At 63.4% G+C, this 25,192-nt stretch carries 25 protein-coding genes; 13 read left to right on the top strand and 12 right to left on the bottom strand.

The genetic code is table 11. The features are described from left to right. The first annotated feature begins 12 nt into the window (after window positions 1-12). The 10 genes from nuoL (at window position 13) to AWB81_RS16575 (ending at window position 10,054) form a co-directional block, all read left to right on the top strand. Entirely contained in the window at window positions 13-2,091 is a 2,079-nt protein-coding gene (gene nuoL, locus AWB81_RS16620) for an NADH-quinone oxidoreductase subunit L (protein WP_062637258.1), read from the top strand. A 13-nt stretch (window positions 2,092-2,104) separates the two neighbouring features. Then, window positions 2,105-3,595 (top strand): NADH-quinone oxidoreductase subunit M, encoded by a 1,491-nt coding sequence (locus AWB81_RS16615; protein WP_062637256.1) that lies wholly within the window; start codon window positions 2,105-2,107, stop codon window positions 3,593-3,595. 25 nt (window positions 3,596-3,620) lie between these two features. Then, a complete protein-coding gene (gene nuoN, locus AWB81_RS16610) occupies window positions 3,621-5,093 on the top strand; it encodes an NADH-quinone oxidoreductase subunit NuoN (protein WP_062637253.1) in 1,473 nt (490 codons plus the stop codon). Further along, window positions 5,093-5,425: a DUF2818 family protein gene (locus AWB81_RS16605; RefSeq protein WP_062637252.1), complete on the top strand. Its 333-nt coding sequence runs from the start codon at window positions 5,093-5,095 to the stop codon at window positions 5,423-5,425. The genes nuoN and AWB81_RS16605 overlap by 1 nt, the downstream gene beginning before the upstream one ends. Window positions 5,426-5,464: 39 nt before the next feature. Beyond that, window positions 5,465-6,064: an NUDIX domain-containing protein gene (locus tag AWB81_RS16600; RefSeq protein ID WP_062637251.1), complete on the top strand. Its 600-nt coding sequence runs from the start codon at window positions 5,465-5,467 to the stop codon at window positions 6,062-6,064. A 214-nt stretch (window positions 6,065-6,278) separates the two neighbouring features. Beyond that, window positions 6,279-6,731: a DUF1178 family protein gene (locus tag AWB81_RS16595; protein ID WP_062637250.1), complete on the top strand. Its 453-nt coding sequence runs from the start codon at window positions 6,279-6,281 to the stop codon at window positions 6,729-6,731. A gap of 56 nt (window positions 6,732-6,787) precedes the next feature. Further along, a complete protein-coding gene (locus tag AWB81_RS16590; protein WP_062637249.1) occupies window positions 6,788-7,984 on the top strand; it encodes an acyl-CoA dehydrogenase family protein in 1,197 nt (398 codons plus the stop codon). A gap of 10 nt (window positions 7,985-7,994) precedes the next feature. After that, entirely contained in the window at window positions 7,995-9,113 is a 1,119-nt protein-coding gene (locus AWB81_RS16585) for an acyl-CoA dehydrogenase family protein (RefSeq protein ID WP_062637247.1), read from the top strand. A 24-nt stretch (window positions 9,114-9,137) separates the two neighbouring features. Next, the gene (locus AWB81_RS16580; protein ID WP_062637245.1) at window positions 9,138-9,596 is read left to right on the top strand and encodes a MaoC family dehydratase; all 459 of its coding nucleotides are present in this window, start codon (window positions 9,138-9,140) and stop codon (window positions 9,594-9,596) included. Then, on the top strand, window positions 9,593-10,054 hold the full coding sequence (locus AWB81_RS16575; protein ID WP_062637243.1) for a MaoC family dehydratase: 462 nt from the start codon (window positions 9,593-9,595) through the stop codon (window positions 10,052-10,054). The genes AWB81_RS16580 and AWB81_RS16575 overlap by 4 nt, the downstream gene beginning before the upstream one ends. A 22-nt stretch (window positions 10,055-10,076) precedes the next feature. Here the strand turns inward: AWB81_RS16575 and AWB81_RS16570 are convergent, their stop codons facing one another. From AWB81_RS16570 to AWB81_RS16545, 6 genes are all read right to left on the bottom strand, one after another. Then, window positions 10,077-10,766: a glutathione binding-like protein gene (locus AWB81_RS16570; RefSeq protein ID WP_062637241.1), complete on the bottom strand. Its 690-nt coding sequence runs from the start codon at window positions 10,764-10,766 to the stop codon at window positions 10,077-10,079. A gap of 123 nt (window positions 10,767-10,889) precedes the next feature. Continuing rightward, window positions 10,890-12,116: an acyl-CoA dehydrogenase family protein gene (locus AWB81_RS16565; RefSeq protein WP_062637239.1), complete on the bottom strand. Its 1,227-nt coding sequence runs from the start codon at window positions 12,114-12,116 to the stop codon at window positions 10,890-10,892. A gap of 24 nt (window positions 12,117-12,140) precedes the next feature. Continuing rightward, window positions 12,141-13,247: a phosphotransferase gene (locus AWB81_RS16560; RefSeq protein ID WP_062637237.1), complete on the bottom strand. Its 1,107-nt coding sequence runs from the start codon at window positions 13,245-13,247 to the stop codon at window positions 12,141-12,143. Between the two features lie 68 nt (window positions 13,248-13,315). Continuing rightward, the gene (locus AWB81_RS16555) at window positions 13,316-14,041 is read right to left on the bottom strand and encodes a histidine phosphatase family protein (protein ID WP_062637235.1); all 726 of its coding nucleotides are present in this window, start codon (window positions 14,039-14,041) and stop codon (window positions 13,316-13,318) included. Further along, entirely contained in the window at window positions 14,038-14,826 is a 789-nt protein-coding gene (locus tag AWB81_RS16550; RefSeq protein ID WP_062637232.1) for an oxepin-CoA hydrolase, alternative type, read from the bottom strand. Before AWB81_RS16550 ends, AWB81_RS16555 begins: the two co-directional genes overlap by 4 nt. 3 nt (window positions 14,827-14,829) lie before the next feature. Beyond that, window positions 14,830-16,365, bottom strand: coding sequence for a 3-hydroxyacyl-CoA dehydrogenase (locus tag AWB81_RS16545; protein WP_062637230.1), 1,536 nt, complete (start codon window positions 16,363-16,365; stop codon window positions 14,830-14,832). Window positions 16,366-16,473: 108 nt separating this feature from the next. Here AWB81_RS16545 and AWB81_RS16540 point away from each other — a divergent pair, with 108 nt between their 5' ends. Continuing rightward, window positions 16,474-17,121 (top strand): glutathione S-transferase family protein, encoded by a 648-nt coding sequence (locus AWB81_RS16540; protein ID WP_062637228.1) that lies wholly within the window; start codon window positions 16,474-16,476, stop codon window positions 17,119-17,121. A gap of 42 nt (window positions 17,122-17,163) precedes the next feature. Here AWB81_RS16540 and AWB81_RS16535 read toward each other — a convergent pair whose 3' ends face one another. Together AWB81_RS16535 and AWB81_RS16530 are read right to left on the bottom strand one after the other, a co-directional pair. Next, window positions 17,164-18,345, bottom strand: a complete 1,182-nt coding sequence (locus AWB81_RS16535) for a pyridoxal phosphate-dependent aminotransferase (RefSeq protein ID WP_062637225.1) — start codon at window positions 18,343-18,345, stop codon at window positions 17,164-17,166. Between the two features lie 41 nt (window positions 18,346-18,386). Beyond that, on the bottom strand, window positions 18,387-18,902 hold the full coding sequence (locus AWB81_RS16530; RefSeq protein WP_062637223.1) for a putative toxin-antitoxin system toxin component, PIN family: 516 nt from the start codon (window positions 18,900-18,902) through the stop codon (window positions 18,387-18,389). 56 nt (window positions 18,903-18,958) lie between these two features. Here AWB81_RS16530 and yaaA point away from each other — a divergent pair, with 56 nt between their 5' ends. Further along, window positions 18,959-19,738 carry a peroxide stress protein YaaA gene (gene yaaA, locus AWB81_RS16525; RefSeq protein WP_062637221.1) on the top strand — a complete coding sequence of 260 codons (780 nt, stop codon included), beginning with the start codon at window positions 18,959-18,961 and terminating at the stop codon, window positions 19,736-19,738. Between the two features lie 133 nt (window positions 19,739-19,871). Then, on the top strand, window positions 19,872-21,026 hold the full coding sequence (locus tag AWB81_RS16520) for a M14 family metallopeptidase (RefSeq protein WP_062637219.1): 1,155 nt from the start codon (window positions 19,872-19,874) through the stop codon (window positions 21,024-21,026). A 90-nt stretch (window positions 21,027-21,116) separates the two neighbouring features. On the opposite strand, the gene AWB81_RS16515 is transcribed toward AWB81_RS16520, so the two are convergent. The 4 genes from AWB81_RS16515 to AWB81_RS16500 form a co-directional block, all read right to left on the bottom strand. Further along, window positions 21,117-21,674 carry a BspC domain-containing protein gene (locus AWB81_RS16515; RefSeq protein ID WP_062637217.1) on the bottom strand — a complete coding sequence of 186 codons (558 nt, stop codon included), beginning with the start codon at window positions 21,672-21,674 and terminating at the stop codon, window positions 21,117-21,119. Between the two features lie 125 nt (window positions 21,675-21,799). Next, a complete protein-coding gene (locus AWB81_RS16510; protein WP_062637401.1) occupies window positions 21,800-22,474 on the bottom strand; it encodes a hypothetical protein in 675 nt (224 codons plus the stop codon). A 78-nt stretch (window positions 22,475-22,552) separates the two neighbouring features. Then, on the bottom strand, window positions 22,553-23,365 hold the full coding sequence (locus AWB81_RS16505; protein WP_062637215.1) for a LuxR C-terminal-related transcriptional regulator: 813 nt from the start codon (window positions 23,363-23,365) through the stop codon (window positions 22,553-22,555). Window positions 23,366-23,581: 216 nt separating this feature from the next. Continuing rightward, on the bottom strand, window positions 23,582-24,796 hold the full coding sequence (locus AWB81_RS16500) for a DUF2863 family protein (RefSeq protein ID WP_062637212.1): 1,215 nt from the start codon (window positions 24,794-24,796) through the stop codon (window positions 23,582-23,584). Between the last annotated feature and the right edge of the window lie 396 nt (window positions 24,797-25,192).

The following is a 25,192-nucleotide window of genomic DNA, read 5'->3' as shown; positions in this document are numbered from 1 at the left end:
GGCTAGGCTGTTATGTCCACGACACTCAATGAAAACCTGCTGCTCGCGATTCCGCTGGCACCGCTAGTCGGTTCGCTGATCGCCGGGCTCGCCGGGAAAGCGGTAGGGCGCATGAACTCGCACCGCGTCACCATTCTCGGCGTTGCGATTTCCTTCGTGCTCTCCGCGATGGTCTTCTTGCAGGTGATGCACGGCGCGAGCTTCAACGGCACCATCTATGAATGGATGAACGTCGGCTCGCTGAAGATGGAAGTTGGCTTCCTGGTCGACTCGCTGACGGCGATGATGATGGTCATCGTGACCTTCGTCTCGCTGATGGTGCACATCTACACGATCGGCTACATGGCCGAAGACGACGGTTACGAGCGTTTCTTCTCGTACATCTCGCTCTTCACGTTCTCGATGCTGGTGCTCGTGATGAGCAACAACTTCCTGCAGCTCTTCTTCGGCTGGGAAGCAGTGGGTCTCGTGTCGTACCTGCTGATCGGCTTCTACTACACCCGCGAAAGCGCGATCTACGCGAACATGAAGGCGTTCATCGTGAACCGCGTCGGCGACTTCGGGTTCCTGCTCGGCATCGGCCTCCTGTTGGCGTTCGCGGGTTCGCTGAACTACGGCGATGTCTTCGCGCAAGGCACCAAGCTCGCGGGCATGAGCTTCCCCGGCACGGACTGGGGCCTCCTGACGGTAGCCTGTATTTGCCTCTTCATCGGCGCGATGGGCAAGTCGGCACAGTTTCCGCTGCACGTCTGGCTGCCGGATTCGATGGAAGGCCCGACGCCGATCTCCGCGCTGATCCACGCGGCGACCATGGTGACGGCCGGTATCTTCATGGTGACGCGCATGTCGCCGCTCTTCGAACTCTCGGATTCGGCTCTCTCGTTCGTCACGGTGATCGGCGCGATCACGGCGCTGTTCATGGGTTTCCTCGGCGTCGTGCAGAACGACATCAAGCGCGTAGTGGCTTATTCGACGCTCTCGCAGCTCGGCTACATGACGGTCGCGCTCGGCGTGTCGGCGTATCCGGTCGCGGTGTTCCACCTCGCGACGCACGCGTTCTTCAAGGCGCTGCTGTTCCTCGGCGCGGGTTCGGTCATCATCGGCATGCACCACGACCAGGACATGCGCAACATGGGCGGTCTGCGCAAGTACATGCCGATCACGTGGATCACGTCGCTGATCGGATCGCTTGCGCTGATCGGCACGCCGTTCTTCTCGGGCTTCTATTCGAAGGACTCGATCATCGATGCGGTGAAACTCTCGCATCTGCCGGGTTCGGGCTTCGCATACTTTGCGGTGGTGGCGAGCGTGTTCGTCACGGCGCTGTACTCGTTCCGCATGTATTTCATGGTCTTCCACGGCGAAGAGCGCTTCCGCGGTCCGAAGCATCCCGAATCGCCGATGGGCGCGGAAGCCGCGGCGCACGGCCACGACGACCACGGTCACGGACATGACGATCACGGCCATGGCCACGACGACCACGGTCACGCACACGAACCGCACGAAACACCGTGGGTAGTCTGGTTGCCGCTCGTTCTGCTGGCGATTCCGTCGGTGGTGATCGGCGCGATCGCGGTCGGTCCGATGCTGTTCGGTGACTTCTTCCAGCACGGCGTGGTGTTCGACAAGGTGATCTACATCGCCGAGAACCACCCGGCGCTGCACGAGATGGCCGAGGAATTCCACGGCTGGGCTGCGATGGGCGTGCATTCCGTGTCGGGCCTGCCGGTTTGGCTGGCGCTCGCGGGCGTGGTGGTCTCGTGGTTCCTGTATCTCAAGCGCACGGACTTGCCGGGCAAGATCCGCCAGCGCTTCTCGGGCATCTACACGCTGCTCGACAACAAGTACTACTTCGACAAGATCAACGAAGTCGTCTTCGCGAAGGGCGCGGTGGTGATCGGCCGCGGCCTCTGGAAGGAGGGCGACGTGGCCGTCATCGACGGCATCGTCAACGGCAGTGCGCGGTTCGTCGGCTGGTTTGCCGGCGTGATCCGCTTCCTTCAATCCGGTTACATCTATCACTACGCGTTCGCCATGATTATCGGCATGTTGGGGCTCTTGACCCTGTTTGTAACGCTCGGCGGCAAATAAGGCGAGGGACCCTATGCACTCTTTTCCGATTCTCAGTGTCGCGATTTGGTTGCCGATTGTATTCGGCCTCCTGGTCCTGGCTGTTGGCTCCGATAAAAACCCGGCGCCCGCGCGCTGGATCGCGCTGATCGGCTCGATCCTCGGGCTGCTCGTCACGATTCCGCTCATCACCGGCTTCGATTCGTCGACAGCCGCGCTCCAGTTCGTCGAACAGGCGAACTGGATCGAACGCTTCAACATCACTTACCACCTCGGCGTGGACGGCATCTCGATGTGGTTTGTCGTGCTGACCGCGCTGATCACGGTGATCGTCGTGATCGCCGGCTGGGAAGTCATCACCGAGCGTGTCGGGCAGTACTTCGCCTCGTTCCTGATCCTGTCGGGCATCATGGTCGGCGTGTTCTCGACCGCCGACGGCATGCTGTTCTACGTGTTCTTCGAAGCGACGCTGATCCCGATGTACATCATCATCGGCGTGTGGGGCGGGCCGAACCGCGTGTACGCGGCGTTCAAGTTCTTCCTGTACACGCTGATGGGCTCGCTGCTGATGCTGATCGCGCTCCTGTATCTCTACATGCAGACGCACACGTTCGACCTCGCCACGTGGCAGGCCGCGAAGATCGGCTTCACGCCGCAGGTGCTGCTGTTCATCGCGTTCTTCCTGGCGTTTGCCGTAAAGGTGCCGATGTGGCCGGTTCACACCTGGCTGCCGGACGCCCACGTGGAAGCGCCGACGGGCGGCTCCGTCGTGCTGGCCGCGATCATGCTGAAGCTCGGCGCCTACGGTTTCCTGCGCTTCTCGCTGCCGATCGCGCCGGATGCTAGCCACTTCCTTTCGCCTGTCGTCATCACGCTCTCGCTGATCGCGGTGATCTACATCGGCCTCGTCGCACTCGTGCAGACGGACATGAAGAAGCTGGTGGCGTATTCGTCGATCGCGCACATGGGCTTCGTCACGCTCGGCTTCTTCATCTTCAGCCAGCTCGGCGTCGAAGGCGCGATCATTCAGATGATCTCGCACGGCTTCGTGTCGGGCGCCATGTTCCTTGCGATCGGCGTGCTGTACGACCGCGTCCACTCGCGCCAGATCGCGGATTACGGCGGCGTCGTGAACACAATGCCGAAGTTCGCCGCGTTCTCGATGCTCTTCGCGATGGCCAACTGCGGCCTGCCGGGCACCTCGGGTTTCGTCGGCGAGTTCATGGTCATCCTGGCCGCGGTGAAGTACAACTTCTGGATCGGTTTCCTCGCGACCTTCACGCTGATTCTCGGCGCGGCGTACACGCTGTGGATGTACAAGCGCGTGCACTTCGGCGCGATCGCGAACGATCACGTTGCCAAGCTGACGGACATCAACAAGCGCGAAATTCTGATGCTTGCCGTGCTCGCCATCTTCACGCTGTACATGGGCCTGTATCCGAAGCCATTCACCGATGTGATGCACGAATCCGTGGCAAACCTGCTCTCCCACGTCGCGCAGTCGAAGCTGCCGCTCACCCAGTAACGTCGTGCGGAGGAATTAAAAGATCATGCAAAACGCCCCTATGAGTGCCCTGTTGCCCGACACGATCCTGATGCTGGCGATCGTCATGGCCTGGTTGAACGACACGATCTTCGGCGTGCCGAGCCGTCGCGTCACTTACCTGATTTCCGTGGTGTCGACGCTCGTCGTCGGCGTGTGGTTCGCGTTCGTTGCCCTCGATCCGGTGCCGCATTACTTCTTCTCGCGCATGTACGTCGTCGATTCGTTCGCGAGCGCGATGAAGGCGGTGGTGTGCCTGGGCTACGCGGTGTCGATCATCTACTCGAAGAAGTATCTGGAAGACCGCGACCTGTTCCGCGGCGACTTCTTCCTGCTTGGCCTGTTTTCGCTGCTCGGCCAGTGCGTGATGATCTCGGGCAACAACTTCCTGATGTTGTATCTCGGCCTCGAACTGATGTCGCTGTCGCTGTATGCGGTCATCGCGCTGCGCAAGGATGCGCCGCAGTCGAACGAATCGGCGATGAAGTATTACGTGCTGGGTGCGCTCGCATCGGGCTTCCTGCTCTACGGCATCTCGATGCTCTACGGCGCGACCGGTTCGCTCGATCTGAACGAAGTGCTGAAGGCGATCGCTTCGGGCCATATCAACGACGCAGTGCTGCTCTTCGGCGTGATCTTCGTCGTGGCCGGCGTGGCGTTCAAGATGGGCGCGGTGCCGTTCCACATGTGGGTGCCGGACGTCTATCAGGGCGCGCCGACCGCGATGACGCTCCTCACCGGCGGCGGCCCGAAGGTCGCGGCGTTTGCGTGGGGCCTGCGCTTCCTGGTGATGGGCCTCTTGCCGCTCGCTGTGGACTGGCAGGAGATGCTGGTGATCCTCGCGGCGCTGTCGCTGATCGTCGGCAACGTCACCGGTATCGTGCAGAAGAACATCAAGCGGATGCTGGCGTATTCGGCGATCTCGAACATGGGCTTCGTGCTGCTCGGCCTGCTCGCGGGTGTCGTCGACGGCAAGCTGACGGGCGCAGCCGGTGCGTACAGCTCGGCGATGTTCTACAGCATCATCTACATGGTGACGACGCTTGGCACGTTCGGCGTGGTGATGCTGCTGGCACGCCGCGACTTCGAAGCCGAAACGCTCGACGACTTCAAGGGCCTCAACCAGCGCAGTCCGGTGTTTGCGTTTGTGATGATGGTGATGATGTTCTCGCTCGCCGGCATTCCGCCGACGGTCGGTTTCTACGCGAAGCTCGCCGTGCTCGAAGCAACGATGAACGCCGGCCTCACATGGCTTGCCGTGCTGGCCGTGATGACGTCGCTGGTTGGCGCGTTCTACTACCTGCGCATCGTCAAGCTGATGTACTTTGACGCACCGCAGGACGCATCGCCGATCGTCGCCGGCGGATTGAATCGCGGTCTGCTCGCATTCAACGGCCTCGCCGTGCTCGTGCTCGGCCTCGTTCCTGGTCCGCTGATGTCGGCGTGTCTGACGGCCATTACGCATACGCTCTCGTTCTGATGTCGGCTGCGGGCTGGTTTATCGTGTTGTTGGCGCTCGTGGGCGCCAACGTTCCGTTCCTGAACCAGCGTCTTTTCGCCGTCGTACCCATTCCGCTCGCTGTCCAGTCCGCCAGCAGGGCACGGCGAAGGGCGGCGAAGAAGAGCGCGTGGATACGTATCGCCGAGCTGATCGTCCTTTATTTTGTCGTGGGCGCGCTCGGCTTTATGCTCGAGGCGCGCGCGGGCAATCGATTCGAACAGGGCTGGCAGTTTTACGCCATCACCTTCAGCCTGTTCGTCGTGCTCGCGTTTCCCGGCTTCACGTATCAATACCTCGTCAAACACCGCTGACAGCGCACGCTGTCGCGGCTCTTATGCATAGGGCGCACGATGGCTGATCATTCCTCCTTTCCCGATAGCGACGACGGCCTGATCGAAAAGACGGTCGAAAGCGTCACGCTGCACGAAGGCAAATTCCTCACGGTCAAGTGCGACACGGTCGAACTTCCCGACGGCAAGCACGCGACGCGCGAATTCGTCGAGCATCCGGGCGCGGTGATGATCCTGCCGCTCTTCGACGACGGCCGCGTGCTGCTTGAACGTCAGTTCCGCTATCCGATCGGCAAGGTGCTGGTCGAATTCCCTGCCGGCAAGATCGATCCGAACGAAGACGAACTGACGTGTGCAAAGCGCGAACTGCAGGAAGAGACCGGATATGAAGCACGCGAATGGTTTTTCCTGACTCGCATCCACCCGGTCATTTCGTATTCGACTGAATTCATCGATCTCTATCTCGCGCGCGGCCTGATCGAAGGCGAACGCAAGCTCGACGACGGCGAGTTCCTCGAAACCTTCATTGCCGATCAGACGCAACTTGCTGACTGGGTGAAGAGCGGTCGCATCAGCGACGTGAAGACGATCATCGGCGTGTTCTGGCTGGAGAAGATCCTGTCGGGCGAGTGGAAGCTCGGCGATCCGATCGGCGGATGAGCTTTTGAATGTGTGAACGAGAAGCGGCCGGGGCAGGTTTTCCCGGCCGTTTTTTTATCTTCAGGTCGCACGCCGGCAGGGAAAGGGCCGAAGGGCTAAAATCATTCCTTCACCCTGCCGGTTCATGACAGGCGGCGTCCCTGATTCGCGCTTAACGAACGATCGTTCACAAAGCGCGTTTTTGCGATAAACTCCAGCAAAGCTCCCGATCAGCATGAAGGTCCTCGATTTAAAGTGCTCACACGAACATCGTTTTGAAGGCTGGTTTGCTTCAACCGAAGAGTTCGAATCGCAGTTGTCGCGCGGACTGGTCGCATGTCCGGTCTGCTCGACAGTCGAGGTGAGCCGCATGCCGTCGGCGCCCCGCCTGAATCTGTCGTCGAGTCGGAATGTGAGCGCGCCTTCGCAGCCGCAAGCGAACAGCGCCGCGCCCGATGCAAACGCAATCCAGGCCCGTGCGCTGCGGTTTTTGCGCGAGGTCCTTGAAAAGTCTGAGAACGTCGGCGAGCGTTTTGCCGAGGAAGCGCGGCGCATGCATTACAACGAAGCGCCGGCGCGCAATATTCGGGGCGTCGCCACGCCCGAAGATGCGCACGCGTTGCTCGAAGAAGGCATTGATGTGATGCCGCTGCCCGTTCCGGCCGCACTGAAAGAACCGCTGCAGTAACGTTCGTCGCGCGGTGTCTCTCGCGTGGCCCATGCGGGCCATGAAAGGAGACGCGCATGGACCTGAACTACTCCCCCGCGGACGACGCTTTTCGCGCCGAGATCCGCAACTGGCTCGAAGCCAACCTGCCGCACCCGCTGCGGGACAAGGTACTCAATCACAAACGACTCAATCGCGACGACTACGCGAGCTGGCACAAGCTGCTCGGCGCGCGCGGCTGGTCCGTGATCGCGTGGCCTGAAGAATACGGCGGCCCTGGGTGGGACGCGACCCAGCGCCACATCTGGGACGAGGAATGCGCCCGCGCCGGCGCGCCGGGCGTGTTGCCGTTCGGCGTGTCGATGGTCGCGCCGGTCCTGATGAAATACGGCACCGCCGCGCAAAAGGCCCGGTATCTGCCGCGTATCCTCGATGGCTCCGACTGGTGGTGCCAGGGCTACTCGGAGCCCGGTTCCGGTTCCGATCTCGCCTCGCTGAGAACGCGGGCGGAGCGTGCCGGCGATCACTACATCGTCAACGGCCAGAAGACCTGGACGACGCTCGGCCAGCACGCCGACATGATGTTCTGCCTCGTGCGCACCGATCCGTCCGCGAAAAAGCAGGAGGGCATCTCGTTCCTGCTGATCGACATGAAGACGCCGGGCATCACCGTGCGCCCGATCATCACGCTCGACGAGGATCACGAAGTCAACGAAGTGTTCTTCGAAGACGTGAAAGTGCCGGTCGAAAACCTGGTCGGCGACGAGAACCGCGGCTGGACCTACGCGAAGTATCTGCTCGGCCACGAGCGCACGGGTATCGCGCGCGTCGGGCAGTCGAAACGCGAGCTGATCTTTCTCAAGCGCCTCGCGCTCGACCAGACGAAAAACGGCAAGCCGCTGCTGCGCGATCCGGTGTTCGCCGCCAAGGTCGCCGCGCTCGACATCGAACTCATGGCGCTGGAAGTCACGGTGCAGCGGGTCGTCGCGAGCGAGGCAGAAGGGCGCGGACCGGGCCCGGAAGCGTCGATGCTCAAGATCAAGGGCACCGAAGTCCAGCAGGCGCTGACCGAGTTGATGGTCGAGGCGGTCGGTCCGCAGGCGGCCGCGTTCGATCCGGCGTATCTCGAAGGCGAGCGCGCGCACAGCGCAGCCGGCGACGACGATGCCGCGCCGCTCGCCGCGTACTACTTCAACTTCCGCAAGACGTCGATCTACGGCGGCTCGAACGAAATTCAAAAGAACATCATCGCGCAGATGATGCTGGGACTGTGAGGAGCGGCGCATGGACTTCAATTTCACGGACGAACAGCAACAGCTTCGCGATGCGTTGCGTCGCTATCTCGACAACGAATACAGCTTCGATGCGCGGCAGAAGATCGTCGCGTCCGAGGCGGGCGTCGATGGAAAACACTGGCGCGCGTTTGCCGAGCTTGGACTGACCGCGTTGCCGGTGCCGGAAGCGCAGGGTGGTTTCGACGGCGGCGCCTTCGACATGCTCGTCGTCATGCAGGAACTGGGGCGTTCGCTCGTCGTCGAGCCATTTTGGGCGACGGCGGTGGGCATCGAGGCGCTGCGGCTGGCCGCGCCGAATGAGAACGCCCTGCTGGAGCGCGCAGCGCAAGGCGAGATCAAATTGGCGGTGGCGTTCCACGAGCCGCGCGCTCGCTACGACCTGTTCGACATCCGCGCGACGGCGCGCCCGGACGGCGACGCGTTTGTGCTGACGGGCGAAAAGTCGATCGTGCAACACGGCGCGGAGGCCGACTTCTGGATCGTGCCGGCACGGCTCGACGGCGAAGTCGCGCTCTTCGTGATCGCACGCGACGCCGCGAACGCGGATGTCACCGGCTACCGTACGATCGACGGGCTGCGCGCCGCGACGCTCAAGTTTGCCGATACCCCGGCCACGCGCCTGGGCGACGCACACACTGGCGCGGCGACCTTCGAGCAGATCGCCGACTACGCGACATTTCTGCTATGTGCGGAAGCGCTCGGTGCACTGGACGCGCTGAACGCGGCAACCGTCGACTACACGAAAGACCGCCAGCAGTTCGGCACGCCGATCGCGCGCTTTCAGGCGCTGCAGCACCGCATGGTCGAGATGCTGATCCACGCCGAGCAGGCGCGCTCGATCACCTATCTCGCGGCCGCGCGTTACGCGAGCCCGGACCCGGACGTGCGTCGTCAGGCGATTTCTGCGGCGAAGGCGCGCGTCGGACAGGCGGCTCGCTTCGTCGGCCAGCAGGCAGTGCAGCTTCACGGCGGCATGGGCGTGACGAACGAAGTCGCGGCGGCGCACTGGTTCAAGCGCCTGTCGATCATCGAAACGACGCTCGGCGACGTCGATCACCATCTCGCGCGCTTTGCGTCGCTGCCGTCTTTCGCGGACACTGACATCTGAGCCTTGATTTACGAGGAGACATGCATGACATACAGCTATGAAGATTTCGAAGTCGGCTCCGCGGTGACGCTCTCCGCGCATACTTTCACGCGCGAAGAGATCGTCGAGTTTGCGGAGCGCTACGATCCGCAGCCTTTCCATGTTTCGGAGGAAGCCGGAAAAGCGTCGCATTTCGGTGGCCTCGTCGCGAGCGGCTGGAACACGTGCTCTGCGATGATGGGCATTCTCGTGCGCGACATGCTGCGCGATTCCACGTCGATGGGTTCGCCCGGCCTCGACAACATTCGCTGGCTCAAGCCGGTGCGCGTCGGCGACACGGTGCGGCTCACCGTGCGCGTGCTCGACAAGCGCGTCTCGGCGAGCAAGCCGGATCGCGGCATCGTCTCGACGCGCTGGGAAGCGCACAACCAGAACGGCGAGCTCGTGCTGACCGTCGATTCTGCAGCGCTCTTCGGATTGCGAAATCCGGCGGCGAGCCGATGAGTCCAGCGCGCCTTTGCAGCGCCACGGATTTTCACGCAGCAACCGGCAGCGCGCGCTACGAGAGCGAGTGGACGGAGATCGACCAGACGCGCGTGAACCTTTTCGCTGATGCGACCGGCGATCATCAATGGATCCACGTCGATCCGGAGCGCGCGCGGCGCGAATCGCCGTTTGGCGGCGCCATCGCGCATGGTTTTTTGACGCTCGCACTCGTGCCGATGTGGCTCGACCGATGCGTGCCGCTCGACGCGCGAATGAGCGTGAACTATGGGATGAACCGCGTGCGATTCATGGCGCCGGTGCCGGCGGGATCGATGCTGCGCGCGACATTCGCCATCGATAAAGTCGTCGATGTCGAGGAGGACGGCGTGCAGGTGATCTGGCTCGTGACCGTCGAGCGGCGGGGTGCCGAGCGTCCGGCCTGCGTGGCGGAGTTCATCACGCGCCACTACTTCTGAACGGAGCGCGCGCCGACTGCGCTCAATGCTTGGCGTACTGCGTTGCGCCGAAGAGGACTTCCTTTTCCTTGTCGGTGAACGGCTTGCGTTCGGACGCCAGCACTTCGACGCCGCGTTTCACCGCCGGACGCTCCGCGATCGCATCGAACCAGCGCTTCACGTTGGGGAATTCGTCGAGCACGATGCCCTGGTTCTGCCAGGAGCGCGTCCACGGAAACGTGGCGATATCGGCGATCGTGTATTCGTTGCCCGCGAGATAGCGCGTGACGCCCAACTGTTTGTCCATCACGCCGTACAGGCGCTTCGCCTCGTTCGTATAGCGGTTCACCGCGTATTCGATCTGCTGCGGCGCGTAATTGCGAAAGTGGTGCGTCTGTCCGAGCATCGGTCCGATGCTGCCCATCTGGAACATCAGCCATTGCAGCGTCGTGTACCGGCCGACGGGATCGGCGGGCAGGAACTTTCCGGTCTTCTCAGCTAGATAGACGAGAATCGCACCCGATTCGAACAGAGCGAGCGGCTTGCCTTCGGGGCCGTCGTTATCGATGATCGCCGGGATCTTGTTGTTCGGGCTGATCGCGAGAAATTCAGGCGCGAACTGGTCGCCCGCGCCGATATCGACGGCGTGCACCTGGTATTCGAGGCCCGTCTCCTCAAGCATGATGTGGATCTTGTGGCCGTTGGGCGTGGCCCAGCTATAGACGTCGATCATTTCCGCTCCTTCAATCACGTTGGATGATTCGGGCGGCCGCCTTATATGCGCGGCCACCGCAAAGGCACGCGAAAAATTAGATCATGTTTCGATGCGACGTGCAGAACCGGCCCGCCAGCGCGTTCAGCCATGCGGCTCCATGTACCGCGAGAGTTCGAGCTTCGCGATGGCATTGCGATGCACTTCGTCCGGGCCGTCGGCGAGACGCAGCGTGCGCGCCGACGCATACGCATACGCGAGCGGAAAGTCGTCGCAGATGCCGGCCGCGCCGTGCGCCTGAATCGCCCAGTCGATCACCTGGCACGCGACGTTCGGCGCGACTACCTTGATCATCGCGATCTCGCCGCGCGCGCCCTTGTTGCCGACGGTGTCCATCATGTAGGCCGCCTTCAGCGTGAGGAGGCGCGCCTGCTCGATCATGATGCGCGCCTCGGCGATGCGCTCCTGCGTCACGCCGTGCTGCGCGAGCGGCTTGCCGAACGCGACACGCGCGAGCGTGCGCTTCGCCATCAGTTCGAGCGCGCGTTCCGCGAGACCGATCAGCCGCATGCAATGATGAATGCGTCCCGGCCCGAGCCGGCCTTGCGCGATCTCGAAGCCGCGTCCCTCGCCGAGCAGGATGTTCGATGCCGGTACGCGCACGTTATCGAGCGTGATCTCCATGTGGCCGTGCGGCGCGTCGTCATAGCCGAATACGTTCAGCGGCCGACGCACGGTGATGCCGCTCGCATCGGCGGGAACGAGGATCATCGACTGCTGTTGGTGTTTCGGCGCGTCGGGGTCGGTCTTGCCCATCACGATGTAGACCTTGCAACGCGGATCGCCCGCGCCCGACGACCACCACTTGTGGCCGTTGATCACATGGCTGTCGCCATCTCGCGTGACGCTGCACTGGATGTTCGTCGCATCCGACGAAGCCACTTCCGGCTCGGTCATCAGGAACGCCGAGCGGATCTCGCCGCGCAAGAGCGGTTCGAGCCATTGCAGCTTTTGTTCTTCACTGCCGTAGCGCTCGATGGTTTCCATGTTCCCCGTATCGGGCGCATTGCAGTTGAACACCTCGGGCGCCCACGGCACGCGCCCCATGATCTCGCACAGAGGCGCGTATTCCAGATTCGTGAGTCCCGCGCCGCGCCCGGATGCCGGCAGGAACAGGTTCCACAGTCCGGCTTCGCGCGCCTTTTCCTTCAGCGTTTCGATGAGTTCCGTCGGAATCCACGCGTTGCCGTTCGCGCGATTGGCCGCCATCTCGTCGATGAACACGCGCTCGTTCGGATAAATGTGCGCATCGAAGAATGCCAGCAGTTTCTCGCGCAATTCCTGAACCTTCGGTGTGTAGTCGAAATTCATGCGATTCCTTGTCTCTGATGTCGCTCAGGCGCCGACTTTCTGCGCATAAACCCATGCGAGTTCGGCCATCGGCTTCGCGCGCCGGCCGGCATCGACGGCTTGCGCGCTCGATGCTGTGCCTTCCGTGACGCGCTTCATGATCCCTTGCAGGATCGCGGCGATGCGGAACATGTTGTAAGCGAGATAAAAATTCCAGTCGCCTTCGATGGTGAAGCCGGTGCGCTCGCAATACCGCGCGACATAGGCCTTTTCGTCGGGGATGCCGAGCGCGGCCCAGTCGAGGCCGGCGATGCCGCGAAACTGCGACGGGTCGACGTGCCACGCCATGCAGTGATAGGCGAAATCGGCGAGCGGATCGCCGAGTGTCGACAGTTCCCAGTCGAGTACGGCGAGCACGCGCGGCTCGGTCGGATGGAAGATGAGGTTGTCGAGGCGATAGTCGCCGTGCACGACCGAGACACGTTCGCTCGCCACGGACGAGCCGCGCGGAATATGCTTCGGCAGCCAGTCGATGAGCCGGTTCATCGCCTCGATCGGCTCCGTTTCGGAGGCGACGTACTGTTTGCTCCAGCGCCCGATCTGACGCTCGAAGTAGTTGCCGGGCTTGCCGTAATCGGCGAGACCCACTGAGGCCGGCTCGACCGAATGCAGCGCCGCGATCACGCGATTCATCTCGTCGTAGATCGCGCCGCGCTCCGATGGCGTCATGCCGGGCAGCGACTGGTCCCACAGCACGCGGCCCTCGATGAACTCCATCACGTAGAACGCGCGGCCGATCACGCTTTCGTCGTCGCAAAGCGCGACCATCTTCGCAACGGGGACATCGGTTTGCGCCAGCGCATCCATCACGCGATATTCGCGCTCGATCGCATGCGCGGACGGCAGCAGCTTTGCGACCGGCCCCGGCTTCGAGCGCATTACATAACTACGCGCGGGCGTGTTCAGCTTGTAGGTGGGATTGGACTGGCCGCCCGCGAACTGCTCGATGGCGAGCGGTCCTTCGAAACCGTCGACGTGCGCGGCGAGCCACGCGGTGAGTGCATCGGCATCGAAGCCCGAACGCTCGTTGACGGGCCGCGTGCCTTCGAACGCGGAGTAATCCTGCGGCTCGTGGCCGGCGCTTTCTGACATTGTCTCCTCCGTTTGACGATCCGCTCCGCATCTTCAGGATGCTGTGTGAGCAGACCGAATTTCCGATATCACTTCATGAGATTCGTCTTGAACTTGAGGAACTGCGCATAGAGCAATTCCATCGTCGTGTTGCGCACGCCGGTGTGAAGCGGCGAGGGCGGCGAATGGTTGATCGCGTGGATGACCCAGTCGCCCGGTTTCTCGCCGACGTCGAGCGCGTTGATGCAGCCCGTCGCCTGCGACAGATGCCCGAAGAACGTGCGCCCGGCCGCCGTGATTGCATGCGAAAGCAGCGCGCGGTTCACGCCGCCGTGCAGCACGAGCAACACGGTGTCCCAGTGCGTGTCTTCGCGCAGGCGCGTTATCGCGGGGAGCGTGCGGTCGAGCAGTTGCCCGATCGTCTCGCCGCCGAGAAACTGCGTCTCTTCCGGTACGACGCCGTCGAACACTGAGAGAAACGCGCGCTCGATGTCCTCGGTCGAGAGATTCTTGAGATGACCCCCGCGAATCTCTTCCCATTCTGGCCAGATTTCGATGTCGACGGACTGGCCGGTTTCATCCAGCACGCGCCGCGCGGTTTCGACCGTGCGCGGCAGGCCGCTCGCGATCACGCGATCGAACCGCACGCCTTCTCCCGCGAACTCGCGGCCGGCCGCGCTCGCCTCCTCGCGGCCGCGTTCGTTCAGGGGCACGCTGACCGGATCGATTGCGCGGCCGGTGTCGTCGAAATAGGTGACGTCGCCGTGACGCATCAGAAAGATGCGGCGGCGTTTCGGCAATTGATAGACGCTCATTTGTAGTTCGGCTGGCGCTTTTCGAGGAACGCGCTGATGCCTTCGAGCGCATCGCCGTGATGCAGCGAATCGACGAAGCTGTCGCGCTCGGCATCGAGATGCGCGGCGAGCGGCTGCACGTCGGCGGCGGCGATCAGCGACTTGATGCGCGCAAGCGCTTTCGGCGACATGCTGCCGAGATCGTCGGCCCAGGCGACAGCCGAATCGAGCGCGGTGCCGCGTCGCGTCAGCCGGTTGATCACGCCGACGTCGTGCAGACGCACCGCGCCGATTGGCTTCGCTTCCAGCAGGATTTCGCTTGCGAGCGCGCGCGGCAGCGCGCGTGAGAGGAACCACGAGCCGCCGCCGTCCGGTGTCAGGCCGACGCGCGCGTAGGACATCACGAACTTGGCGTCGTCGGCAGACACGATCAGGTCGCACGCGAGCGCGAGCGAAAAGCCCGCTCCCGCCGCCGCGCCCTCGACCGCCGCGATCACCGGCTTCGACGATGCCCGGATCGCGCTGATCCATTCGCCGAGCAGGTCGATGCTCTCCGCCTGCACGGACGGGTCCTTCGCGCGGTTTTCCAGCAGCCGGTTCAGGTTGCCGCCCGCGCAGAAGAAGTTGTCGGCGCCCGTCAGCACGATCGCGCGCACGGACGAGTCGCGCTCGGCGGTGTTGAGCGCCTCGATGCCGGCGGCGTACATGTCGGGATGCAGCGCGTTCTTCGCGCCGGGGTTCGACAGCTTGAGGACCAGCGTGGTGTCGCTGCCTGCGGGACGATCGGTCAGGAGTTCGGCGCTCATCGCTTAATCCTCGCTGTGGGTGAGAGAAAGACCGAGCTGCGCGCGGCGCGCGAGCCACGGCGAGGGCCGGTAGCGCGGATCGCCGAGCACGCTGTAAATGTTGCGCAGGATCGCGAGGATCGTCTTCGCGCCGAGCGCGTCGCCGAGTGCGAGCGGCCCTTTCGGATAGCCGAGGCCGAGCGTCACGGCGAGATCGATGTCTTGCGGCGACGCGATCCGCTGTTGCGCGATGTCGCAACCGATGTTGACGATCGTCGCCACCACGCGTTGCGCGACGAAGCCGGTCGAATCGCGGATCACCGTGACGGGCACACCGTCGGCGGCGAAGACCGCGTGCGCGGCGTCGCGCATGACGTGCGAGGTCGCGGGCGTCGTCATGATCGTGCGGCGCGCGACGGAGTCGAGCGGGAACAGCGTATCGACGGCGACGACGCGCGTCGCATCGAGATTCTCGGCGACGGCGGCCGTGGTCGCATCGAAGCCGAGCGGCGTCACGACGATCAGCGAATCCGGCGCGGGCGTATTGCCGGTGTCGATGTGAACGGCTGCATCCGATTTCGCGATCAGCTTCAGCACCTGCTCGCGCGCGCTGTGCGAAACACGGCTGATCCAGACGCGGTGCGGCAGTCCGGTCGGCGCGGGCGCTTCTTCCGGCATCTGCTTGTTGCCATCGACGTACTTGTAGAAGCCTTCACCCGCCTTGCGTCCGATCAGCCCGCCCGCGAGCCGGGTGCCCGTGATCGGCGAGGGCGTGAAGCGCGGCTCTTCATAGAACTGGTGATAGATCGACTCCATCACCGGATGCGAGACGTCGAGCGCGGTCAGATCGAGCAGTTCGAACGGTCCGAGCCGGAAGCCCGCCTGCTCGCGCATGATGCGGTCGACGTCGACGAAACTCGCCACGCCCTCGCTCGCGATGCGCAGGCCTTCGGTATTCATCCCGCGTCCGGCGTGATTCACGATGAAGCCGGGCATGTCCTTCGCGCGCACCGGCGTGTGGCCCATGCGGCGCGCGAGTTCCATCAGCGCGTCGCCGGCGCCCGGATCGCCGCGCAGGCCGTCGATCACTTCGACGACCTTCATCAACGGCACCGGGTTGAAGAAGTGAAAGCCCGCGACGCGCTCCGGATGCGCGCAGCCCGCGGCGATCGCGGTGATGGAAAGCGACGACGTATTCGACGCCAGAATGCAGCGCTCGCCGACCACGGCTTCGAGTTCGCGAAAGAGTTCGCGCTTGACTTCAAGCTTCTCGACGATCGCCTCGATCACCACGTCGCAGTCCGCCAGGTCGCTTGTCTGCGCGGCGGCGTGGACGCGGGCGAGGGCGGCATGCGCGTCCGCTTCCTTCAGCTTGCCTTTTGCGGCGAGTTTGGTCAGGGTGTCGGAGAGATGGTCGCGGGCCGCGGCGACGGCTTGCGGGTTGGTATCGAAGAGACGCACGGTCAGGCCGCCTTGCGCCGCGATCTGCGCGATGCCGCGCCCCATCGCGCCGCTGCCGACGATGCCGATTGTCTCAACCTGAAAATCGCGAAAGCTCATGGTACGGGTCGACTCCTGATGCGATTAGATTAGCACGGTCGTGCATTTTTATGAGATGTTTCAGGTCCAGCGATGTAGAACGCGAGCGACGAACAAAGGAGATATCGCATGATCAGGCTGTACGGGTTTCCGCTGTCCAATTACTTCAACAAGGTGAAGTTTGTCCTGCTGGAGCATGCCATTCCGTTCGAGGAAGTTGGCGCCGGTTTTGCCCAGGACGAAGCGACGCTCGCGCGCTCGCCGCTTGGCAAGGTGCCCTATATCGAAACCGACGCGGGGCCGCTTTGCGAATCGCAGGTGATCGTCGAGTACCTGGCGAGCGCGCATCCCGACACGCCCATCTTTGCCGCCGATCCTTACCGGGCCGCGAAGGAGCGCGAACTGGCCATGTTCATCGACTTGCATCTCGAACTCGTCGCGCGCGATCTCTACAAGCAGGCGTTCTTCGGCGGCACCGTGACCGACTACACGAAATCGCGCGTCGAGAAGCTGCTCAACCGGCACATCGCCGGCTTCGCGCGGATCGCGAAATTCGCGCCTTACGTCGCGGGTCCGGCCTTCAGTATCGCCGATGTGTGCGGGTTCGTGAGCCTGCCGCTCGTCGGTCTGGCGACGAAGGCAGTGTATGGAAGGGATTTCCTGCTCGATGCCGGCATCGACTGGAAGACGCACGGCAAGAAGATCGGTGAGCGGCCGGCCGCGCAGAAGGTGACGGCGGACCGGCTCGCTTATATGGAGGCGCAGAAGCGCGGGTGATGGAGCGTTCGATTGCGACACCCGCATCATCGGCGCCTCGGGTCAGAGCTTGGCGAGGCGGTCGAGCGCGAGTTGCAGCGTCTCTTCCTTCTTCGCGAAGCAAAAGCGCACGACGCCGGATTCGTGGCTCTCGTGATAGAACGCCGACACCGGAATCGCCGCGACGCCGATCTCGCTCGTGAGCCATTGGGCGAACTCGGCCTCGGGCAGGTCGCTGATCCCCGCATAGTCGACGCACTGGAAGTAGGTGCCGTCGCAGGGCAGCATCTTGAAGCGGGTGTTCGCGAGGCCCGCGCGGAAGAAATCGCGCTTCTTCTGGTAGAAGGCGGGCAGATTCATGTAGGGCGCCGGGTCTCCGAGATACTGCGCGAGGCCCACCTGCATCGGCGTATTCACGGTGAACACGTTGAACTGGTGCACCTTGCGGAACTCGGCGGTGAGCGCGGTCGGCGCGGCCACGTAGCCGATCTTCCAGCCCGTCACATGAAACGTCTTGCCGAAGCTCGACACGACGAAGCTGCGCTTCGCCAGTTCCGGATAGCGCGAGACGCTCTCGTGCGGCGCGCTGTCGTAGACCATGTGTTCGTAGACTTCGTCGGAAACGATCAGCACGTTCGTGCCGCTCACGATCTCCTCGAGCTTTCGCATGTCGGCTTCGCGCCAGACGCGGCCCGTCGGATTGTGCGGCGTGTTGATCATCAGAAGGCGCGTCTTCGGCGTGATCGCGGCGGCGATCTTGTCGAAGGGCAGCGCGTAGTCCGGCGCTTCCAGCGACACGAACACCGGCTTGCCGCCCGCGAGTTCGATCGACGGCACGTAGCTGTCGTACATCGGCTCGATCACGATGACTTCGTCGCCCGGGTGCACGCAGCAGAGGATCGCGGTAAGCAGCGCCTGCGTCGCACCGGCGGTCACGGTGATTTCGCGGTCGGCGTCGTACTGGCGGCCATAGAGGCTGTCGATCTTCGCGGCGATCGCCTGGCGCAGCGGCGCCGCGCCGGCCATCGGCGGATACTGGTTGTGACCGTCGCGCATCGCATGGGCGACGGCATCGACGATGCGCGGATCGCAATCGAAATCGGGGAAGCCCTGACCGAGATTGACCGCACCTTTTTGCGTGGCGAGCGCGCTCATCACGGTGAAGATGGTCGTGCCGACGTGCGGCAGGCGCGAAGGGAAGCTCAGTTCGGCGGGCGTTTGCGTAAGTTCGTGCGTGGCGTTCATGGTGGCTTGGCGTGTGCGGGCTTGAGCGGTCGGCGTCTATTTTAAACAGCGGCGGATTCGGTGAGTCCTTGCGTTTCGAGCGTGGCGGCAAGGGCTGTGACGAACGGCGCGGGCTGGGCGATCTGAAAACCGAAGTCGCGCGCGGTGCGACGCGCGAGCTTCAGCAGCGCGCGATCCTTCGAGACGAGCCATTCCGCCTTCGACGCGTGCGCGAGTTCGAGGAACTTCTGGTCGTCGCGGTCGCGGCACTTCGGCAGCGACCGTTCGTCCGCGGGCGGCGCGGGCGCGACGAGTTGCGACAGCCGCGCGATCGTGTCGAGCGCGGCGGCCTTGTCGACGGCCATGCGCACGAACTGCGGATAGTCGAGCACGCGTGTGAGTTCGTTGAGACAGCGCGCGTCGATCAGCGCTTCGATGGTGCGCGCTTCGAGCGCGGTGCGGATCGGCCGCGCGGCCGGATCGTCGAAGACGAGGATGTCGATCCACACATTCGAATCCAGCACGACTGGGACGGGCGCGATCTCGCGGAGCGCGGGCAGCGCGGGGGAATTTTCCATTCGATACAATCTGGGGTTTGTGTCCTTGATCGTCGGCGGTGCGCCGGCGAGCCTCCATGATAATCGTTCTTTCGCCAGCCAAATCGCTCGACTACGAGACCCCGCCGCATGTCAAGAAGCACACGCTCCCCGAATTCATCGACGATGCGGCCGAACTGATCGATGGCCTGAGGAAGCTCTCGCCACAGCAGATCGGCACGATGATGCACATTTCCGACCCGCTCGCGCTTCTGAACTTCCAGCGTTACGCGGACTGGTCGACGCGTTTTGGCACGGACAACGCCAAGCAGGCCATGCTCGCCTTCAACGGCGACGTGTACGAAGGGTTCGCGGCGAAGACGCTGTCGGCGAGCGATCTCGATTATGCGCAGAGTCACGTCCGGGTGCTGTCCGGGCTGTACGGCTTGCTGAGGCCGCTCGATTTGCTGCAGCCGTATCGGCTGGAAATGGGCACGAAATTCGCGAACGCGCGCGGACGCGATTTGTACGCGTTCTGGGGCGAGCGGATCACGGCAGCGCTCAATGCGCAACTGAAGAAGCAGCGCGGCGCGCGCGTGCTGATCAACTGCGCGTCGGAGGAATACTTCAAGTCGGTGAAGCCGAAACTGCTGGACGCGCCCGTGATTTCGCCCGTCTTCGAGGACTGGAAAGGCGGGCGCTACAAGATCATCAGCTTCCACGCGAAACGTGCGCGCGGGATGATGGCGCGCTATGCGGTGGAAAATCGCATCGACGAGCCCGAGGCGCTGAAGGCCTTCGACAGCGAAGGCTACGCGTTCGACCGGAAGGCGTCGAACGATGAGACGTATGTGTTTCGCCGGCGTATCGCCGAGTGAATGGCGATTCATCGAACCGCAATTCGCATGGGACCAGAGTAAGGCACTGAAGTGCCAACTCTGGTCGACCGCAACTCGCATGGGACCAGAGTAAGGCACTGAAGTGCCAACTCTGGTCGACAAAGGAAAAGTCATGAGTATTTCGATTACGAGCAACTTCGACGCCGGCGCGATCGTCGTCCTGTCCGCCGACAATCCCGGCGACATCCGCCTGCGCGTGCGCCCCGACAGCCACGCCGAATTCGCGCAGTGGTTCTACTTTCGCGTCTCGGGTGCGCGTGACGAGCGCCTCGTGATGACCTTCGAGAACGCCGCAGAATGCGCGTTCGCGGAGGGCTGGCGCGGCTACCAGGCGGTGGCGAGCTACGATCGTGTGAACTGGTTCCGCGTGTCGACGAGCTACGACGGCCGCGTGATGACGATCGATCACACGCCGGATTTCGACCGCATCTACTACGCGTATTTCGAGCCGTACAGCGAGGAGCGCCACTCCGAGTTTCTCGGCGCGGTCCAGCAGATGCCCCACGCGACGCTCACCGAGATCGGCCAGACGGTGCAGGGCCGGCCGATGTCGCTGCTCACGCTCGGCGTGCCGGGCGCGGACGTTGCGGCGCCGAAGAAGAATATCTGGATCATCGCGCGCCAGCATCCGGGCGAGACGATGGCGGAGTGGTTCGTCGAAGGGCTGGTCAAGCGGCTCGCGGGCTGGGGCGACTGGGCCGGCGACCCGGTCGCGCGCAAGCTCTTCGACCAGGCCGTGTTTCATATCGTGCCGAACATGAACCCGGACGGCAGCGTGCTCGGCAACCTGCGCACCAACTCGGCGGGCGCGAACCTGAATCGCGAATGGATGGAGCCGGACGCAGCGCGCAGTCCGGAAGTGCTGTGCGTGCGCGAGGCGATCGAGGCGATAGGCTGCGATCTCTTCTTCGATATCCACGGCGACGAAGCCATTCCATACGTCTTCGTGGCGGGTTCGGAGATGCTGCCGGGATTTACCGAAAAGCAGGCGAAGGAACAGGCGGCGTTCATCGAATTCTTCAAGCAGGCGAGCCCGGATTTCCAGGACGTGCACGGCTACGAGTCGAGCAAGTATCAGACGGATGCGCTGAAGCTCGCGTCGAAGTACGTCGGCAACGAGTACGGATGCCTGTCGCTGACACTCGAAATGCCGTTCAAGGACAATGCCAATCTGCCCGACGAGCGCGTCGGCTGGAACGGCGAGCGCAGCGCGGCGCTGGGCGCGTCGATGTTGCATGCGATCCTGCGGCACATCGAGGCGTTCTGATCTTCCGGCGCAGCGAGCCGCAGCGTCAGCGAAAAGGGCGTGATCACCGCACGGTGATCACGCCCTTGCGCTTTTGCGCGGCTGTTGTCTTCAGTTCTTCTTCTTGGCGGTTGTCTTCTTCGACGAACTCGCCGCCTTCGATTTGGACTTGCCCTTCGTGCCGTGCTTGCCCTTCGAGGAGCGCGGCTCCGCGCGCGCCTTGGCCGGCGGCACTGGATCGTTCCAGCCGAACGCGAGCATCTGGCTGCCCACATAGCCGCAGCGGAACTTCAGCGTGGCCGGATCGCCGTCACCGCCCTTGCTCACGCCGAGGCCTTCGACCGTCACCACATTGTCGACCTTCACGCGCTGCTTGTGGTTGTCGAAGGAATCGTTCCATGGAACGAGCGTGGAATGCGAGGCATCGAAGGAAGTGGCCGGGAACTCGACGTGGTCGAACGCCGTCGACGTGCTCGCGACGAAGCTGCCGTGCGCGGCGCAATCGGCGATCAGCGGGTTGGCCTGGAAATCGGTAACGAAGTGGTGGACGAGTTCGTTGCGTTCGTCGAGCGTGTCGGCAAAGGCGGTGACGGTGCATGCGATCGATGCGCATACCGCCAACCGGCCGACGAGCCGAAGCAGTCGGCGCGGTGCGTGGTTACTTTCCATCAAGTTAGGCGCAAGAGAGACACAGGCACGTAAGATGCCTTGCGAGGGGAAGGAGTTCCATCTTATCGCAATTCGCGCAGCGCCCTGCCTGCGGAGTGCGCGGGCAAAGGCTGCAACGGAGCCGCTCAGACGCGCGGTCCGCGGTCGAGACGATAGCGCCGGAGGTCGTAGGTCGTGATCCAGGCGGGCTTGTAAACCGAGATCAGGATTGTGAGCAGACCGGTGAAGAGGGCTTCGCCGGCACAGAGCAACAGCGAGCCGCGGATGAAGGCGGGCGGGATCGGGAACGGCTTGCCCGCGAGTCCCATCTCGAACAGCACCATCGCCCCACAGGCGGCAGCGACCGCAATCGCGGAAACGATGAAGCCGTGGCCGATGATGAAGGTAAAGAGATTGCGCGGGAGCCACGCGTTGCTCGCGCGCTCGAGCAGCGTCGAGATGCCGACCGGCAATGCGCCGAACAACAAATAGGTGATGGGCGCGGTGAGCAAGGAGGCGTCGAGTACGACCGCGGCGAGCGCAGTCGTCGCCGCCATGCCGATGAGCGCGAGCTGCCAGTCGAACAGCGTGACCATCAGCGTGGCGCCGAGCAGATGAATAACGGGGCCGTCATCGAACCAGGCGTTGCACGCCCACAGCACGGTCACGGCCACGATGATGCCGAGCCACACATGCTGGAGCGTGGCGTCCTGCAGGCGCCGGAAGGGCCTTTGCATGAACGCGAGCGCGAGCAACCCCGCGGCGACGATCCAGCCACCGGATGCAAGCCAAAGCGGAAGCGGTGTATAGAAGAACCCCATGAACCGCATATTACTCGCTGCGCGTGAAACGTGTGCGCCTGCGAGGGGCTCGTCGCGACAGATCTGCCACACTCTGCGTCATCGTCCGAAGGGCTTCTCGGGCTCGGCTGCAAGCAGGAGTTGCGAATCGTTCTCGGCGGGATCGGAGTAACGCGCGTTCGCGGTGCGCAACGGCACCGGGCCGGGTTCACCGAGTGCGGGACGGACCCGGCCGTTGTCTTCCGGACGCAGGACTTCGAGGCAGCCGTTCTGCCAGCCGTTGTAGATCGCGACCGCGGCAGCGCGGTTCACGGCGCCGAGCTGCTGGAAAATGCTTGCCAGATGGATCTTGACTGTGCCTTCGCTGATGCCGAGTGTCTTCGCGATGACCTTGTTCGTATTGCCCATGTGAACGCAGCGCATGATCTGCTGCTGACGCGGCGAAAGCGTGGTGCAGCGCCCGGCGCTTCGCAGCAGCTTCACGGGTTCGGGAAAGCGGCGCGGGGCGAATTCGACGGCGAGATCCGGATCGAGCGCGCCCGCCGGCACATAGTGACCGCCGAGCAACACCATCTCCAGTGCCCGGACCAGCAGTTGCGGATCGAGACTCCTCGGCACCACGCCGAGCGCTCCCGCCATGAGGAGCCGCCGCGCGTGGCCGCCCGAGGCGTCGTCGACCACGACGGCGGCCGGAATGCCCGGGCAACTGCGCAGCAGGTCATGCAGATCGGCGGGCTTCATGTTCTCCTGCCAGTCGATCACGATCAGATCCGGATCGAGGCGCTCGATGGCGTGCCGCGCCTGTCGCCAGTCCTTGGCTTCGTTGAAGTGGCCGTGACGGTCGATGTGTCGCAGCAGCGTCTTGAGCCCTGCGCGCCGCTCCGCGTCGGAATTGATCAATGTGACTTTCATATGCGCCTCTTTTATGGTTATGGTTCCACGCGACCTGCTCTCAGAAGGCCGTCCGGCGACGATCAACGCATCGCCGGATCAATGGTGACAAAAAGCGGCCGTTTTGGCGCCCTGTCCAGAAGGAATAGGCCAAATGCACATCCGCGGCGGAAAAAGAAAAGCCCCGCGGTCGCGGGGCTTTTCGTACAGCGAGTCGGCCGTGGCCGTGTTCGAAGGTCAATGAAAGTGCGGCTGCGCCGGTTCGGCGTCCTCGGGCATTTCGGCGTGAACGATCTCGCCGAGGGGATCGGCGTAGAGCGGCACGCCGCAGTCATCGCAATATTCCGGTTCGAAGCGGCCGGCGTGACGACGCACGTCGGACACGCCCGCCTTCTTCAGCAACGCAACGATTTCCTCGACCGGGCCGTCGGCGCCTTCCAGGTCCACGGCCTCGTCTTCCATGCCGATCTCGCCGTTTTCGCGGCCATAGAGCGGCCAGACCACGCCGTAGATCACGTCATTGCTGCCGCGGCGCGTGAAGCCGACGCGATATTCGTCGATGCGCCGCTCGCCGAAGCCGGCGATTACCGCGCGCAATTCCTGAGGCGCTGCGCCGAGCGTGTCGAAGAGGTAGCGGACGGCCGTGCGCACGGTGTGCGGGCGGACTTGCTCGTCGGCATCGCGGCAGGCGGAGTAATAGGCGTCCGGCAGCAGGCATTCGAATTCGCAGCCGGGGAGGATGGCGGCGAAGTTCGGCCCGCCTTGCGCCGCCCATTGTTCAAGACACTGACCGCGCTCGATGCGGCCGCCGTTTTCATCTTCCTGCCAGCGAAAGAGCGGCGCGCCCGTCGGCACGACGGCGACTGCGAGCAGGAAGCGCGGATCGGCGAGAATCGGCGACGTTTCGGGCAGATCGGACAGGTTCAGGCGCGCGGCGGGGCCGCCCAGCGCGGTTTGCATGAGTTGCTGCGCGAGCCGCGCGGTGTCGATGTGATGGCGCGGCAACTGATCGATGCTGTACAGGTACGGCGCCACTGCGACGCGCGCGCTGGCGGCCAGCACGTGCGCCTGCATCTGCGTGCGCAGCGCATCGGCGACATCGCTTTTTAGCGGCCCCGACGGAATCGCATAGCGCGTCCAGGCGAGCACCGGCGCCGCGATCAGCAACGCCTCGTGTGGCACGCCGTCGAGGTCGAGCGCGAACGACTCGCTGTGCGTCTCGGCCATGTCGGCGAGCGCGCCGTACGCATCGGGATGGTTTTGCTGCAGATGGTCGAGCGCGGCGTCGAGCGTCGTCTGATTGCCGTTGCGCACGATCTTCGCGAGGAGCGCATCGAGACGCGTCTCCCAGAAACGATCCTCGATGCGGCTGCCCGACGCGAACAATGCGAGTGCGAGGCCGACGAGCTTGTCGGCATCCGGGGGAAGGCGTTTGGCGATTCGCGAGCGCATATGTATTGGAATGATCAGGGGCGGATAACCTTTAATTGTAGTCGCTATGCGGCTGCTTTTACCGGCCTGCCGTGACCGGCATGGCCAGCTATTGGCTGGCCGCTCGTACCGCGGTGAGAGGGCAAGTTAAAATTCTTTGAAAAAGCGCTTGCGCAACGCGCAGGTGGGCACTAGAATTCCGTTCCTTCGCTGCTCGATGAGTGGCGAGGGACGCGGGAAGGAAGCGCGGTACGTGAGCCGCAGAGCCTTGCAGGACGGGCGATGCGACGAGGTTGGCGGGTTCGGTAGTTAAAAAAATCTGTTGACGAAAAGCGAAACGTTCTTCATAATCTCGTTTCTCTGCTGCTGATGCAGCGACGCAGAACGGAAGCGGTGGTGGCGGTAGTTGAGCTGCTG

The organism is Caballeronia arationis (assembly GCF_001544975.2).
GTDB lineage: Bacteria > Pseudomonadota > Gammaproteobacteria > Burkholderiales > Burkholderiaceae > Caballeronia > Caballeronia arationis.
This window is presented reverse-complemented; position numbering and strand designations above follow the sequence as displayed.

Bases quoted from the DNA above. Each gene is read 5' to 3' on its own strand.
- AWB81_RS16530 (WP_062637223.1), bottom strand. From the start codon at position 18,902: ATGGAAAATTCCCCCGCGCTGCCCGCGCTCCGCGAGATCGCGCCCGTC.
- AWB81_RS16500 (WP_062637212.1), bottom strand. From the start codon at position 24,796: ATGCGCTCGCGAATCGCCAAACGCCTTCCCCCGGATGCCGACAAGCTC.
- AWB81_RS16570 (WP_062637241.1), bottom strand. From the start codon at position 10,766: ATGATCGACGTCTATAGCTGGGCCACGCCCAACGGCCACAAGATCCAC.
- AWB81_RS16595 (WP_062637250.1), top strand. From the start codon at position 6,279: ATGAAGGTCCTCGATTTAAAGTGCTCACACGAACATCGTTTTGAAGGC.
- AWB81_RS16510 (WP_062637401.1), bottom strand. From the start codon at position 22,474: ATGGGGTTCTTCTATACACCGCTTCCGCTTTGGCTTGCATCCGGTGGC.
- AWB81_RS16515 (WP_062637217.1), bottom strand. From the start codon at position 21,674: ATGGAAAGTAACCACGCACCGCGCCGACTGCTTCGGCTCGTCGGCCGG.
- AWB81_RS16550 (WP_062637232.1), bottom strand. From the start codon at position 14,826: ATGAGCGCCGAACTCCTGACCGATCGTCCCGCAGGCAGCGACACCACG.
- AWB81_RS16560 (WP_062637237.1), bottom strand. From the start codon at position 13,247: ATGTCAGAAAGCGCCGGCCACGAGCCGCAGGATTACTCCGCGTTCGAA.
- AWB81_RS16615 (WP_062637256.1), top strand. From the start codon at position 2,105: ATGCACTCTTTTCCGATTCTCAGTGTCGCGATTTGGTTGCCGATTGTA.
- AWB81_RS16540 (WP_062637228.1), top strand. From the start codon at position 16,474: ATGATCAGGCTGTACGGGTTTCCGCTGTCCAATTACTTCAACAAGGTG.
- AWB81_RS16565 (WP_062637239.1), bottom strand. From the start codon at position 12,116: ATGAATTTCGACTACACACCGAAGGTTCAGGAATTGCGCGAGAAACTG.
- yaaA (WP_062637221.1), top strand. From the start codon at position 18,959: ATGATAATCGTTCTTTCGCCAGCCAAATCGCTCGACTACGAGACCCCG.
- AWB81_RS16505 (WP_062637215.1), bottom strand. From the start codon at position 23,365: ATGAAAGTCACATTGATCAATTCCGACGCGGAGCGGCGCGCAGGGCTC.
- AWB81_RS16605 (WP_062637252.1), top strand. From the start codon at position 5,093: ATGTCGGCTGCGGGCTGGTTTATCGTGTTGTTGGCGCTCGTGGGCGCC.
- AWB81_RS16590 (WP_062637249.1), top strand. From the start codon at position 6,788: ATGGACCTGAACTACTCCCCCGCGGACGACGCTTTTCGCGCCGAGATC.
- AWB81_RS16520 (WP_062637219.1), top strand. From the start codon at position 19,872: ATGAGTATTTCGATTACGAGCAACTTCGACGCCGGCGCGATCGTCGTC.
- AWB81_RS16535 (WP_062637225.1), bottom strand. From the start codon at position 18,345: ATGAACGCCACGCACGAACTTACGCAAACGCCCGCCGAACTGAGCTTC.
- AWB81_RS16585 (WP_062637247.1), top strand. From the start codon at position 7,995: ATGGACTTCAATTTCACGGACGAACAGCAACAGCTTCGCGATGCGTTG.
- AWB81_RS16580 (WP_062637245.1), top strand. From the start codon at position 9,138: ATGACATACAGCTATGAAGATTTCGAAGTCGGCTCCGCGGTGACGCTC.
- AWB81_RS16555 (WP_062637235.1), bottom strand. From the start codon at position 14,041: ATGAGCGTCTATCAATTGCCGAAACGCCGCCGCATCTTTCTGATGCGT.
- nuoN (WP_062637253.1), top strand. From the start codon at position 3,621: ATGCAAAACGCCCCTATGAGTGCCCTGTTGCCCGACACGATCCTGATG.
- nuoL (WP_062637258.1), top strand. From the start codon at position 13: ATGTCCACGACACTCAATGAAAACCTGCTGCTCGCGATTCCGCTGGCA.
- AWB81_RS16600 (WP_062637251.1), top strand. From the start codon at position 5,465: ATGGCTGATCATTCCTCCTTTCCCGATAGCGACGACGGCCTGATCGAA.
- AWB81_RS16545 (WP_062637230.1), bottom strand. From the start codon at position 16,365: ATGAGCTTTCGCGATTTTCAGGTTGAGACAATCGGCATCGTCGGCAGC.
- AWB81_RS16575 (WP_062637243.1), top strand. From the start codon at position 9,593: ATGAGTCCAGCGCGCCTTTGCAGCGCCACGGATTTTCACGCAGCAACC.